This is a genomic window from Kitasatospora sp. NPDC057223, from assembly GCF_042669755.1.
Lineage (GTDB): Bacteria > Actinomycetota > Actinomycetes > Streptomycetales > Streptomycetaceae > Kitasatospora.
In genome coordinates this window covers 25501-39604 of record NZ_JBHUWW010000035.1, presented here as the reverse complement: position 1 = coordinate 39604, position 14104 = coordinate 25501, and the positions used below count along the sequence as shown (strand labels likewise).

Here is a 14104-nt window from a genome sequence, read left to right as displayed (position 1 = left end):
CTCCCAGTCCGAAATACCTAGGAGGTGCGGTGGTCGTGGCGGCAGTCACCACGAACGGCGCCGATGTGCCCGGCCGCGAGGAAGCGGCACCCCTCGGCGTCGCGAAGACACCAGGGACGCCCGACAAGCGCGATCAGCGCCCAGGGAAGCTGAGTTGGCGGATCCGGCTGCGCCGGGACCGCTCGCTGCTGCTGATGACCGTGCCGGTCGTCGTCCTGCTGCTGGTCTTCAACTACCTGCCGTTGTTCGGCACGATCACCGCCTTCGAGTACTACGACCCCATCGTCGGGGTCGTGAACAGCGAGTGGATCGGACTGGAGAACTTCCGCCAGCTGCTCGGTGACCCGCTGTTCTGGGGGTCGGTGTGGAACACCCTGGAGCTGGCGGCCGTCCAGCTGGTGCTGTTCTTCCCCGTCCCGATCGCCCTGGCCCTGCTGCTGAACTCGGTGCTCAGCCCGAGGATCCGCAGTTTCGTCCAGTCGGTGACGCTCGTCCCGCACTTCTTCTCCTGGGTGCTGGTCATCACCCTGTTCCAGCAGATGATCGGTGGCGCCGGCCTGCTCAACCAGTTCCTGCGCCAGCACGAGATGACGCCGTGGAACATCATGACCGACCCGACCATGTTCAAGCTGCTGGTGACCTCCCAGGTGATCTGGAAGGACGCCGGCTGGGGGATCATCGTCTTCCTGGCCGCCCTGGCCGCCATCGACGAGAACCTCTACGAGGCCTCCGCGATGGACGGCGCGGGCCGCTGGCGCCGGATGTGGCACATCACGCTGCCCGGCCTGCGCGGGGTCATCGTGCTGATGCTGGTGCTCCGGCTCGGCAACGTGCTGAACGTCGGCTTCGAGCAACTGCTCATCCAACGCTACGCGGTGGGGCACGACGCGGCCGACGTGCTGGACACCTTCTCGTACTTCTACGGCATCGGCACCAACAACTACGGCTACGGTGCGGCGGCCGGAATCTTCAAGAGCGTCATCTCCCTGCTCCTCATCTACGGGGCGAACAAGCTGGCGCACTTCTTCGGCGAGGACGGGTTGTACCGGAAATGAGCGACGTCACCCTCAAGGCCCGGCGGCCCTCCGCGCGCCCGGTGTGGGAGGAGAAGCCGACCGTCGTCGGGCAGGGCGTCAAGGGCGTCACGCTGACCGGCATCGTGCTGGTGATCCTCGGACCGCTCTGGTGCGTGGTGATCACCAGCTTCTCCACCCAGGGCTCGATCAACCAGGCCGGCGGCCTGGTCATCGTCCCGCACGGGCTGACCCTGAACGCCTACCGGGCGATGCTCAGCGACGGACCGGTCGCCCGGGCACTGGTGGTCAGCCTGGCGGTCACGGTGATCGGCACGGCCTTCTCGATGGCCGTCTCGGTCCTGTGCGCCTACGGCCTGTCCCGCTCCCGCTCGCTCGGCCACCGCACCCTGCTGATGCTGCTGGTGGTCACCATGTTCGTCAGCGGCGGCCTGATCCCCTCCTACCTGGTGGTCACCGGGCTCGGCGGCTTCGACCAGTACTGGGCGCTGATCCTGCCGAGCGCGGTCAGCGTGTTCAACATCCTGGTGCTGCGCTCGTTCTACGGGAGCACCGCCTCGGAGCTGATCGACGCGGCCCGGATGGACGGGGCGGGCGACTGGCGCATCCTGTGGTCCGTGGTGCTGCCCACCTCCCGGGCGGTCACGGCGGTGATCACGCTGTTCTACGCGGTCGGCTACTGGAACTCGTTCTTCAACGTGATGCTCTACATGCCGACCAGCAGCCAGAAGTGGCCCCTGCAGTACGTCCTCTACCAGTACGTCAACCTGGGGACGAACATGCCCGGCCAGGTCAACTCCGGCTTCGGCAACGCCGCGAACGCCACCGCGCCGCTCTCGCTCCAGATGGCCGTCGTCGTCCTGACCCTCGTACCGGTGGTGATCGCCTTCCCGTTCGTGCAGAAGCACTTCGCGAAGGGCGTGCTGACCGGCGCGGTCAAGGGCTGACACTCTCTACGCTGTGCGGACAAAAGCACGGCACAGCACCACACTCGTCCGACAAACGCAGCAGGGGGATACCGATCCAATGGTGACACTCGCCGAAGTGGCCCAGCACGCAGGCGTGTCCCCGAGCACGGTCAGCTACGTCCTCAGCGGCAAACGCAGCATCTCGGAGCCCACCCGCCGCCGGGTGGAACGGGCGATCAGCGACCTGGGCTACCACCCGAACGCCGGCGCCCGCGCGCTGGCCGGCAAGCGCTCGCACATCATCGCGCTGGTCGTGCCGCTGCACACCGACGTCTACGTCCCGATCATGATGGAGATCGCGATCTCGGTCACGATGACGGCCCGGCAGTACGGCTACGACGTCCTGCTCATCACCAACGACGAGGGCCCGGACGGTGTGCGCCGGGTCGCCGCGAGCGGTCTCGCCGACGGCGTGATCCTGATGGACGTCGAGCTCGACGACGAGCGGATCCCGGTACTGCGCGAACTCGGCAGCCACGCCGCGCTGATCGGCCTGCCCGCCGACACCACCGGACTCTCCTGCGTCGACCACGACTTCGCCGCCGCCGGAGCGCTCTGCGCCGACCACCTCGCCGACCTGGGGCACCGCGACGTCGCCTTCATCGGCTACGCCCCGCAGGTGTACCAGCGGCACGCCGGCTACGCCGAGCGGACGCTCTCCGGGTTCCGCGACCGGGCCCGCCAGCGCGGCCTGCGGATCCTGCACCGCCCGTGCGAGGGCAGCTTCGAGAGCACGGCCGGAGTGCTCGGACGGATCCTCGACGACCGCCCGGCGACCACCGGTTTCGTGGTCCAGAACGAGGGCGCCATCGGCCCGCTGCTCAGCCTGTTGCGCACTTCGGGGCGGATCGTCCCGGAGGACGTCTCGGTGGTGGCGCTCTGCCCCGAGCAGCTGGCCGAGCAGAACTCACCCCGGCTGACGGCCGTCACCGGCCCGGCCGAGGACCTGGGCCGGCGAGCCGTCGAACTGGTGCTCCAGCGCATCAACGGCGGATCGACGCCCGAGGTCACGCTGCTGACCCCGGTGCTGACCGCCCGTGAGAGCTCCGGCCAGGTGCCCTCCGGGGCCCCGCACCTCCCTTCCCCGCAGAACCCCGCGACCGTGGAGAACAGCAATGCCCAACCACATCCATGACCTCGGCGGCGCCCTCGAATGGCGCGCCAGGGGCGAAACCCTGCGGGTCGAGCCCTGGGGCCGGGACTCCGTCCGGGTCCGGGCCACCCCCGGCGGCGCGCTGCTGGAGGACCTGCCCGGAGCCCTGTTGGAGCGCCCCGCGCACGGCGAGGCCGTCGTCAGGATCGAGGGCAGCACCGCCACCCTGGTCAACGGTGCGATCACCGTCCGCATCGACGGCAACGCCCTCGATGCCAGCGACCCCCAACTGCACCCGGCCGCCGGGCGGATCACCTTCCTGCGGACGTCGGACGGCAGCGAGCTGCTGGCCGAGGAGCCGCACCACTTCTGGTGGCCGGGCCCGCGCCTCTACACCGCGACCGGCAACGGCTACCACCGGCTGGAGCAGCGCTTCCGCAGCTACGCCGGCGAGCGGATCTACGGCCTGGGCCAGCACACCCACGGCATGCTCGACCAGAAGGGCGCCGTGATCGACCTGGTCCAGCGCAACGGCGAGGTGACCATCCCCTTCCTGCTCTCCGACCGGGGCTACGGCCTGCTGTGGAACTCCCCGGCGATCGGCCGGGTCGAGCTGGCCGAGACCGGGACGCGCTGGGTCGCCGACAGCGCAAGGCAGTTGGACTACTGGGTGACGGCCGGCGAGCCCGCCGCGGTGCTCCGCAACTACGCCGACGCGACCGGCCACGCGCCCGTGCTGCCCTGGTGGGCGTCCGGCTTCTGGCAGTGCAAGCTGCGCTACCGCACCCAGGCCGAGCTGCTGGAGGTGTCCCGCGAGTACCGCAGGCGCGGCCTGCCGCTCTCGGTCATCGTCAGCGACTTCTTCCACTGGACGCACCTGGGTGACTGGAAGTTCGACCCGGCCGAGTGGCCCGACCCGGCCGCGATGAACGCCGAACTCGAAGAGCTGGGAATCAAGTTGATGGTGTCGGTCTGGCCGTCGGTCAGCCCGCTCAGCGAGAACTACCACGAGCTGCTCAACGAGGGCTTCCTGATCAACACCGAGTACGGCCCGGTGGCGCACGCCGACTGGCCGGACAAGGGCCTGGCCGCCTACTCGGCGCAGGTCGCCTTCTACGACGCGACCAACCCCGACGCCCGCTCCTTCGTCTGGGACCGGATCAGGCGCAACTACCAGGACCTCGGCATCAAGGTCTTCTGGCTCGACGCCTGCGAGCCCGAACTCAAGCCCGGCTACCCGGCCAACCTGCGCTACCACGCGGGGCCCGGCCTGGAGGTCGGCAACCTCTACCCGCGCGAGAACGCCCGGATGATCCACGAGGGCATGGTGGCGGCCGGCGAGAGCGAGATCGTCACCCTCAACCGCTCGTCCTGGGCGGGCGCCCAGCGCTACGGCGCGGCGCTGTGGTCCGGCGACATCGGCACCGACTTCGCCAGCCTGCGGACCCAGATCAAGGCCGGCCTCAACGTCGCGGTCTCCGGCATCCCGTGGTGGACCACCGACATCGGCGGGTTCCACGGCGGCGACCCGGAGGATCCGGCGTACCGCGAGGTGCTGATCCGCTGGTTCCAGTACGGCGCGTTCTGCCCGCTGTTCCGGCTGCACGGGTTCCGCGGCCCGGAGCAGAAGCTGGAGCCGGCCATGACCGGACTGGCGAACGAGGTGTGGTCCTACGGCGAGGAGGCGTACGGCATCCTCTCCGGCTACCTGCACCTGCGCGAGCGCCTGCGCCCCTACGTGATGCGGCAGATGGAGACGGCGGCCGAGCAGGGCCTGCCGCCGATGCGCCCGCTGTTCGTGGAGTTCCCGGCCGACCCGGCCGCCTGGCAGGCGGACGACGCCTTCCTGCTCGGCCCGGACCTGCTGGTCGCCCCGGTCACCGAGGCCGGCGCCCGCGAGCGCACGGTGTACCTGCCGGCCGGCGCCGAGTGGACGGACGCCTGGTCGGGCGAGCGTCACCGGGGCGGTCAGAGCCTGCGGGTGGACGCCCCGCTGGAGCGCATCCCGCTGTTCCTGCGCGACGGCGCCGTCCTGCCCATCCGGTCCACCGAGAACTGACGGGACGACAGATGCCTCTCACCGGTATGGCCTTCGGGGGTGACTACAACCCCGAGCAGTGGGACGAGGAGACCTGGAAGGAGGACGACGAGCTGATGCGGCAGGCCCGCGTCAACCTCGTCACCGTCGGCGTCTTCTCCTGGGCGCTGCTCGAACCGGAGGAGGGCCGCTACGAGTTCGGGTGGCTGGACGCCCAGCTGGAGCGGCTGCACGCGAACGGCGTCCGGGTCGACCTGGCGACGCCCACCGCCTCCCCGCCGCCCTGGTTCACCCTCGCCCACCCCGAGGCCATGCCGGTGACGGCCGACGGCACCCGTCTCACCCACGGCAGCCGCGACACCTACTGCCTCGCCGCCCCGGCCTACCGCCGGGCCGCAGTGCGGATCGCCGGGGCGCTGGCCGAGCGCTACGGCGACCACCCGGCGGTGGCGATGTGGCACATCCACAACGAGTACGCCACGGTGTGCCACTGCGAGCAGTCCGCCGCCGCCTTCCGGGTCTGGCTGCGGGCCCGGCACGGGAGCCTGGACGCGCTCAACGAGGCCTGGGGCACCGCGTTCTGGAGCCAGCGCTACGGCTCGTGGGAGCAGATCATGCCCCCGCGCGCCACCCAGTGGCACCTGAACCCCGGCCACACGCTGGACTTCCGCCGGTTCTGGTCGGACGAGGCGCTCGCGGCGTACCGCGAGCAGCGCGACGCCGTCCGCCGCCACATCCCGGCCGCCGTGCCCGTCACCACCAACCTGATGCTGCCCGGCTACCAGAACCTGGACCTCTGGGCGTTCGGCCGCGAGGTCGACTTCGTCGGCATCGACCACTACATGGACGCGCCGGGCGTCGACGGCGACGCCGACACCGCCTTCGGCGCGGACCGGGCCCGCTCCTTCGGCGGCGGCAGGCCGTGGCTGCTGATCGAGCAGGGCACCAACACCGTCTACCTGCCCGACCGCGTCCTGCCCAAGGACCCGGGCCGGATCCTGCGCAGTTCGCTGGCCCACATCGCGCGGGGCTCGGACGGCGCGCTGTTCTTCCAGTGGCGGCAGTCCCGGGCGGGCGCCGAGCTGTGGCACTCGGCGATGGTGCCGCACGCCGGCCCCGACACCCGGATCTTCCGGGAGACCGCCGCGACGGGGGCGGCGGTCGCCGCACTGGAGGAGGTCGCCGGCTCCACCGTCACGGCCGAGGCGGCCGTCCTGCACGACGCCGACGCCTGGTGGGCGCTGGACACCAACGGCATGCCCTCCTCCGAACTGGACTACCCGGCCACCCTCAAGCGGGCCCACCGCGCGCTGTGGGACGCCGGTGTGACCACCGACTTCGCCCACCCGGAGTCGGACCTGTCCCGCTACCGCCTCGTCCTGGCACCCAGCCTGTACCTGGTCTCCGACGCGGGCGCGGCCTCGCTGCGCCGCTACGTCGAGGGCGGCGGCACGCTGCTGGTGCAGTACTTCAGCGGCGTCGTCGACGAGCACCACCGGGTCCGCACCGGTGGCTACCCGGGGGCGCTGCGCGAGGTGCTGGGCATCCGCGGCGAGGAGCACCGGCCGCTCGCGGCGGGCGACGCCGTCGCGCTGTCCGACGGATCGGCGGGCACGCTCTGGAGCGAGGACCTGCGCACCGAGGGCGCCGAGGCCGTCACCTCCTACGCCGCCGGCCCGCTCAGCGGCAAGCCGGCCGTCACCCGGTACGGCTTCGGCGCGGGCACCGGCTGGTACGTGTCGACGAGGCTGGCGGACGCCGCGTACCGGGCCCTGGTCGGGCGGGTGCTGGCGGAGAGCGGGGTGCGTCCGGAGGTGGCGGGCCTGCCCGCGGGCGTGGAGGCGGTGCGGCGGCGGGCGGCCGACGGCCGGAGCTGGCTCTTCGTCATCAACAACACCGAGCGGCAGGTGCCCGTGTCCGTGCGGGGCCGGGACCTGCTGGCCGCCCGCGCCGTCCCGCCGGAGGGCCTGACAGTCCCGGCGGGCGGCGTGGCGGTCGTCCGGGAGGAGTAGCCCGGGTTCCGTACGGAGGAGCGTCGCGCCCGGATGGGGGGTGCGACGCTCCTTCGCGTTCCGGCCCGGGACACGGCCGGGGCCGTCTGCCCGCCGACGTGCCGAATTAGGTGACTTTCTATAAGTTTGTCCTGATTCATGACCCGCGCCGACGGCGCGGCCCTGTCGGCGTGCGGTGTGGAGGAGCGAGATGACGACCTACCCGTCCCCAAGCGGAGGCCGCCGGAAGGCCCCGACCACCGACCGCTCCTGGTTGGTGGTCTTCTTCGTCGGCCTCGCCCTCTGGGGCCTGACCGTCGTGGTCACCTTCGCCACCGGCAACGCCAACCTGCTGCCGACGCTCGTCCTGCTCGGCAGCTTCCTCGTCCCCGTCACCTTCGTCACCTGGTCCTACGACCGGCTCGGCGGGGGCAGCGCGCTGACCCCGCGCAGGATACTCACGGCCTTCCTGGTCGGCGGCACCCTCGGCGTGCTCGGCGCCTCGGTGCTGGAGAGCTACTTCCTGCACCCCTCGGTGTGGATGTACGTCGGCGTCGGGCTGATCGAGGAGGGCGTGAAGCTCGCGGCCCTCTGGCTGATGGCGCTGCGCCTGACCAACTACACCCGCCGGGACGGCATGGTGCTGGGCGCGGCCGTCGGCTTCGGCTTCGCCGCCCTGGAGTCCTCCGGCTACGCGCTCACCGCGCTGGTCACGGTCAAGGGCCTGTCGCTGACCGACCTGGTGCAGACCGAGATCCTGCGCGGCCTGCTCGCCCCGTTCGGCCACGGCCTGTGGACGGCCATCCTCGGCGCCGTCCTGTTCTCCACCGCGGCCCGCGGCGGCCGGCCGCGGCTGACCCCCGTCCTGCTCGGCAGCTACCTGGGGGTCGCCGTCCTGCACTCGCTGTGGGACTCGATGCACGGCATCGCCATCGCCCTCGCGCTGAAGCTCACCGGCAGCGACTGGCAGTGGAGGCTGATCGACACCGGCTACCTGCCGCAGCTCACCCAGTCGCAGGCCAACCTGATCCTGGTGTTCCAGATCGCCGGCTGGGTCGTCATCTCCGCCGCCGCCATTCTCTGGCTGCGCGGTCTCGTCCGCAGCCCGAAGGTGTCCGTCCCCGCCAGCGCGGGCGCCGTGGCCCCCGCGCAGCACTGAATCCGTCCGCCCCGCTCCATCCTCCGGCCCGCTCCGAAAGGCGCAGCATGAGCACTCTCCCCTTCGAGGACACCACCGACTTCGAGAACGCCGACCGCGGGTTCCTCGGAGCCCTGTCGCCGGCCGTCGTGAAGGCCGCCGACGGCCGGGTGATCTGGGACAACGACGCGTACGACTTCCTGAAGGCCGACTGCCCGGACACCGCGCACCCGAGCCTGTGGCGGCAGGGCCAGCTCTCCGTGAAGCAGGGCCTGTTCGAGGTCACCGAGGGCATCTACCAGGTGCGCGGGCTGGACCTCTCCAACATGACGCTGGTCGAGGGCGACACCGGCGTCATCGTCATCGACCCGCTGATCTCCACCGAGTGCGCGGCGGCGGCCCTGGAGCTCTACCGCGAGCACCGGGGGCCGCGACCGGTGACCGGGCTGATCTACACCCATTCCCACGGCGACCACTTCGGCGGTGCGCGCGGAGTGGTGCCGCAGGGTCATGCCCCGGTGCCGGTGATCGCGCCGGAAGGGTTCCTGGAGCACGCGGTGAGCGAGAACGTCTACGCGGGCAACGCGATGACCCGCCGGGCGATGTTCATGTACGGCGACCGCCTGCCGAAGGCCCCCGACGGCCAGATCGGCGCTGGGCTGGGAATGACGACCTCGACCGGCACCGTCACGCTGATCCCGCCGACCGTCGACATCACCCGCACCGGGCAGGAGGAGACCGTCGACGGTGTGCGGATCGTCTTCCAGCTCACCCCCGGCACCGAGGCCCCCTCGGAGATGAACTTCCTCTTCCCGGACCGCCGCGCGCTGTGCCTGGCCGAGAACGCCACCCACAACATGCACAACATCCTGACGCTGCGCGGCGCCGTCGTCCGCGACGCCCGGATCTGGTCGCGCTACCTGGACGAGGCGATCGAGTACTTCGGCGACTCGATGGACGTCGCCTTCGCCTCGCACCACTGGCCGACCTGGGGCCGTGACAACATCACCGGCCTGCTCTCCGAGCAGCGCGACCTCTACGCCTACATGCACGACCAGACGCTGCGGATGCTGAACGCCGGGCTGACGGGCCCCGAGATCGCCGAGGAGATGCAGCTGCCGCCCGCCCTGGAGGGCGCCTGGCACGCACGCGGCTACTACGGCTCGCTCAGCCACAACGTCAAGGCCGTCTACCAGCGCTACCTGGGCTGGTTCGACGGCAACCCGGCCCACCTGTGGGAGCACCCGCCGGTCGAGCTGGCCAAGCGCTACGTCGACCTGGCCGGCGGCCCGGACGCGGCCCTCGCCAAGGCCGTCGCCTACATCGAGGACGAGGACCTGCGGTTCGCCGCCACCCTGCTCAACCACCTGGTCTTCGCCGACCCGGACAACGCGCAGGCCCGCGAGCAGCTGGCCGGTGTCTACGAGCGGCTCGGCCACGGCAGCGAGAACGGCACCTGGCGCAACTTCTACCTGATGGCGGCCGTGGAGCTGCGCGGCGGTCCCGGCACCGTCGCACTGGACATGACCAACCCCGAGATGGTCATGGCGCTGACCGTCGAGCAGCTGCTCGACTCCGTCGCGGTGCGGATCGACGGCCCGCGGGCCTGGCACGACAGCCTGGTCGTCGACCTCGCCCTCACCGACGAGCAGCAGCGCTACCGCCTCACGCTGCGCAACGGCGCCCTGACCCACCACGCCAAGCCCCTCGGCGAGCCGCCCCGGGAGGCCGCCGCCCTCACCCTCACGCTGACCAAGCCGCAGCTCCTGGGCGTCCTGGGCGGCAAGGGCCTGGACGGTGTCACGGTCGAGGGCGACCCGGCGCTGCTCGCCCGGCTGTTCTCCTACCTCGCCGAGCCCGACGCCTCCTTCCCGATCGTCACCCCCTGACCCGTGGGCGACGACCACGGGAGCGACGACCCCGTCACCGAGGCACTGGCCGGCGTGCACCGGCGGCTGGGCACCCTGGACGACGGGGAGGTCGCCGCGTACATCCCCGAGCTGGCCCGGGCCGACCGGGCCGGCTTCGGGCTGGCGCTGGTCAGCATGGACGGGCACCGCTACGCGGCCGGCGACGCCGGGGTGCCGTTCACGCTGCAGTCGGTGTCCAAGCCCTTCGTCTACGCGCTCGCGCTCGCCGAGCTGGGGCTGGACGAGGTCAGCCGCTGGGTGGGCGCGGAGCCCAGTGGTGAGGCGTTCAACGCGATCAGCCTGGAGGAGGACACCGGGCGGCCGTCGAACGCGATGGTCAACGCGGGCGCGATCGCGACGACCGCACTGGTGCCCGGCGCCACCCCGGCCGAGCGGTTCGAGCGGGTGCTGGCCTGCCTGAGCGCGTTCGCGGGCCGCCGGCTGGACGTCGACGAGGCCGTCCACGCCTCGGAGGCGGCGACCGGCGACCGCAACCGCGCGCTCGGCTACCTGATGCGCGGGGCCGGCTCGCTGGCCTGCGACCCGCTGCTCGCCACCGACCTGTACTTCCGTCAGTGCGCGGTGCGCGCCACGGCCGCCGACCTCGCGGTGATGGCGGCGACGCTGGGCAACGGCGGCGTCAACCCGGTGACCGGCGAGCTGGTGGTGAGCGGGGAGGTCGCCGTCCAGGTGCTGTCGGTGATGGCGACCTGCGGCATGTACGACGCCTCCGGTGAGTGGCTGCTGCGGGTCGGGCTGCCCGCGAAGAGCGGGGTGTCGGGCGGGCTGATCGCGGTGAGCCCGGCCCGGTTCGGGGTCGCCTGCTGGAGCCCTCCCTTGGACGTGACCGGCAACCCCGTCCGGGGTGCGGCGGCGCTGCGCGAACTGTCGGAGCGCTTCGGCCTGCACCTGATGCGCAACCCCGCGCCGGGCACCCCCACCCTCGACGTGGACGGTACCCGGGGCGCGGTGGTGGCGCGGGGCGCGCTCGACTTCACGGCCGCCGAGCGGGTGCTCTCCGCGTTGCGGGAGCGCACGGCCGCCCCGGCGGGCCCGCTGGTGCTCGACCTCACCCGGGTCACCGTGCTCGATGCCATGGCCGAGGCGCTGCTGCGGGCCACCCTCGACCGGCTGGCCGCCCGGGGCCGCCCGGTCACGGTCGTCGGGCCGGCGGCCGAGCGACTGACCGGGCGTCACACTGTTCGCCCGGTGGACGGTTGATGGTCCGGTCCAGTCCGTTTCGGCCGCTGCTCGCCGCCGGTAGCATCCGTGCGTGATGAACGACGCCCCAGCGCGCCCCGGGCCGGGCGAGCCACGAGTGACCCCCTTGCGGCTGCTGGGCCTCGCCCTCTGCGCGCTGCTCCAGAGTGCCGCCGGCTGGGCGGTCGGCTGGGGCCTCGTCGGGGTGATCGCGTCCGGCAACTGCGGCTCCGGGTACGACCGGTCCTGTACGGCCTCCAACCTGGTCGTCGGCGCGGCCGTGCCGCTGGGCCTGATCGCGGCGGTGCTGCTCCTGACCGGCACGGCCTTCGTGACGGCGGGCAACTCGCCCGGCCCGCACTCGTCGCTGCCGATCGGTGCCGGGATCCTGACCGGCATCGTGCTCAGCCTGCTGGGCGCCGCGCTCGGGGCCCGCAGCACGAGCGTGTGGCTGCTGGGACCGGCCGTGCTGTGCGCACTGGGCGCCCTCTGCTCCGCCCGGCTGGAGGAACGCGGGCGCCGGCGCTCCCTGGCGGCGCAGGCGGAGCAGGCCGTGCGCGCGGAGCGGTTGCGCGAGCACGGGGTGACGGTCCGCGCCACGGTGGTGGACGTCGACGGGACGGACATGCGGTTGGACGACCGGCTCGAACTGGTCGTCACCGTCCGGTACACCACCGCCGACGGCGAGGAGTGCACCACGGCACTCACCGGTACCTTCCCCCTGTACGACCTCCCCCGGCGCGGCGACGACATCGTGGTCCGCTACGACCCGCTGGAGCCCCGGGTGCCGCACCCGGCCCTGCGGGACGCGTCGTAGGGATGCCGGACCGCTAGAACCGCCAGACCAGCGGCACCACCGCGAGCGTGACGACCAGGAACCAGGCCAGCACCGGCAGCCCGTAGCGCCAGTAGTCCCCGAAGCGGTAGCCGCCGGGCCCCATCACCATCATGTTGGCGGGCGTCGCCACCGGGGTCAGGACGGCCGCCGCGGCGGCGACGGCCACGCACATCAGCACGGGCTGCACCGAGATCCCGGCGTCGTGCGCCGCCGAGACGGCGATCGGGACGACGATCAGCGCGGTGGCCATGTTGCTGACGAACTGCCCGAGCACGGCGGTGAGCAGGAACAGGCCGAGCAGCAGCAGGTAGCCGTTGCCGCCGGCCGCCCGGACGACCAGGTGGGCGATGTCGTCGGCCGCGCCGGACTGCTGGATCGCGACGGACAGCGGGAACAGCCCGCCGACGATGACGAGCGTCGTCCAGGAGACGCCCTCGTAGGCCTGGCCCGGGGTCAGCACCCGGAGCAGCACGATGGCGAGCGCGGCCAGCAGCCCGGCGACGGCCGCCGGGACGGCGCCGGTGGCGAGCAGTGCGACCATGCCGGCGAGCACGCCGAGGGCCTTCCAGGCGGGCGCCCCCAGCGGCGCGCTCTGGGTGCGGACGTCGGCGGGCGGATCGACGACGAGGACGTGGCCCGGGCGCTCCAGCTTGCGGTCCAGGGCCTGCCAGCTGCCCTGTACCAGCAGGGTGTCGCCGGCGGCCAGTTCGGTGGGGCCGGAGCGGGTGTCGGCGCCGGCGCCGGTGTCCCGGCCCGAGCGGTGGACGGCGAGGATCACCAGGTCGGCGTCGGCAGTGGCCATCCCGGGGAAGACGGAGCTGCCGATCAGGCTGGAGCGCGGGCTGACCACCACCTCCACCAGCCCGGTGTCCCGGTTCACCAGGACGTCCGCGAGGTGGTCGTGCAGCGGTGCGGGCAGGTGGTCCAGCCCGTGCTGCCCGGCGAAGGCCTCCGTGCTCGCGTGCCCGCCCCGGACGATCAGGATGTCGCCGGCCTGGAGTGCCGCGTCCCCGCGCGGGTCGTGCCCGTCGGCGGTGAGCGCGCCGACGACGGCCAGCCCGGGCGGGGCGGTGGCCGCGAGCGCGTCCGAGGTGCTGCCGACGGCGGGGGAGCGGGCCGGGACCTGAAGGCTCGCCGAGTCGGTCTCCAGCCCGTAGTGGGCGATCAGCGTGCGGGCGTGCCGGCTGAGGTCGGCGGGGATGGAACTCGGCGTGCGCCTGGGCAGCAGCCGGTGGCCGAGCAGCACGGTGAGCGCGATCGTCCCGGCCAGGGCCGGCACGCCGACCACGGCGAAGTCGAAGAACCCGAAGGTGTGGCCGCCCGCCTCGGCCGCGGCCTCCGAGGCGATCACGTTGATGGGGGAGCCGATCAGCAGCAGCAGCGACCCGGCGTGCCCCGCGTACGCGAGCGGCATGACGAGCCGCGAGGGCGGCAGCCCCGTCCGGGTGGCCAGCAGGACGACCAGCGGGAGCAGCGCGGCGACCGCGCCGGTGACGGTGATCAGGGCGGTCAGCCCGGCGGCGAGCAGCATCGCGAGGACGATCAGCTGCCGCCGGCCGGTGCCGGACCGCTCGGTCAGCCGCCGCCCCGCCCAGGCCGTCAGCCCGGTGGCCTGCAGGGCGGCGCTGACCACGAACAGCGCCGCGACGAACGTGACCACCGGGTCGCCGAAACCGGCGAACACCTGCCCCGCGTCGAGCACGCCGGTCGCGTACAGCACCAGCGCGGAGCCGAACGCGACGACCTCCACCGGCAGCCGGTTCCAGACGAACAGCACCACCACGGCCGCCAGGACGGCCAGGCAGACGGCGGCATCACTCACGGAGCACTCCCCCCACTGCGCCCGCCCCTGCCACGGGCAGGGGCGGGCGCTCGGCCGGCGAACGGTTCACTG

General features: G+C 72.4%; 10 protein-coding genes. 9 read left to right on the top strand and 1 reads right to left on the bottom strand.

The window, feature by feature from the left end:
- The first annotated feature begins 35 nt into the window (after positions 1 to 35).
- From ACFUK0_RS15415 to ACFUK0_RS15375, 9 genes are all read left to right on the top strand, one after another.
- Positions 36 to 1055, top strand: a complete 1020-nt coding sequence (locus ACFUK0_RS15415; protein WP_380250191.1) for an ABC transporter permease — start codon at positions 36 to 38, stop codon at positions 1053 to 1055.
- A complete protein-coding gene (locus ACFUK0_RS15410; protein WP_380250189.1) occupies positions 1052 to 1981 on the top strand; it encodes a carbohydrate ABC transporter permease in 930 nt (309 codons plus the stop codon). The genes ACFUK0_RS15415 and ACFUK0_RS15410 overlap by 4 nt, the downstream gene beginning before the upstream one ends.
- Positions 1982 to 2060: 79 nt before the next feature.
- A complete protein-coding gene (locus ACFUK0_RS15405) occupies positions 2061 to 3137 on the top strand; it encodes a LacI family DNA-binding transcriptional regulator (protein ID WP_380250187.1) in 1077 nt (358 codons plus the stop codon).
- Complete coding sequence (locus ACFUK0_RS15400; protein WP_380250185.1) at positions 3118 to 5154, top strand: TIM-barrel domain-containing protein; 2037 nt, start codon at positions 3118 to 3120, stop codon at positions 5152 to 5154. Before ACFUK0_RS15405 ends, ACFUK0_RS15400 begins: the two co-directional genes overlap by 20 nt.
- A gap of 11 nt (positions 5155 to 5165) precedes the next feature.
- Positions 5166 to 7145 (top strand): beta-galactosidase, encoded by a 1980-nt coding sequence (locus ACFUK0_RS15395; protein WP_380250183.1) that lies wholly within the window; start codon positions 5166 to 5168, stop codon positions 7143 to 7145.
- 190 nt (positions 7146 to 7335) lie between these two features.
- A complete protein-coding gene (locus ACFUK0_RS15390) occupies positions 7336 to 8283 on the top strand; it encodes a PrsW family intramembrane metalloprotease (protein WP_380250181.1) in 948 nt (315 codons plus the stop codon).
- A gap of 47 nt (positions 8284 to 8330) precedes the next feature.
- Positions 8331 to 10151 carry an alkyl/aryl-sulfatase gene (locus tag ACFUK0_RS15385; protein ID WP_380250179.1) on the top strand — a complete coding sequence of 607 codons (1821 nt, stop codon included), beginning with the start codon at positions 8331 to 8333 and terminating at the stop codon, positions 10149 to 10151.
- 3 nt (positions 10152 to 10154) lie between these two features.
- Positions 10155 to 11393 carry a glutaminase A gene (gene glsA / locus ACFUK0_RS15380; RefSeq protein WP_380250177.1) on the top strand — a complete coding sequence of 413 codons (1239 nt, stop codon included), beginning with the start codon at positions 10155 to 10157 and terminating at the stop codon, positions 11391 to 11393.
- 55 nt (positions 11394 to 11448) lie between these two features.
- Positions 11449 to 12189: a DUF3592 domain-containing protein gene (locus ACFUK0_RS15375; protein ID WP_380250175.1), complete on the top strand. Its 741-nt coding sequence runs from the start codon at positions 11449 to 11451 to the stop codon at positions 12187 to 12189.
- 13 nt (positions 12190 to 12202) lie between these two features.
- Here the strand turns inward: ACFUK0_RS15375 and ACFUK0_RS15370 are convergent, their stop codons facing one another.
- The gene (locus ACFUK0_RS15370) at positions 12203 to 14032 is read right to left on the bottom strand and encodes an SLC13 family permease (RefSeq protein ID WP_380250173.1); all 1830 of its coding nucleotides are present in this window, start codon (positions 14030 to 14032) and stop codon (positions 12203 to 12205) included.
- Between the last annotated feature and the right edge of the window lie 72 nt (positions 14033 to 14104).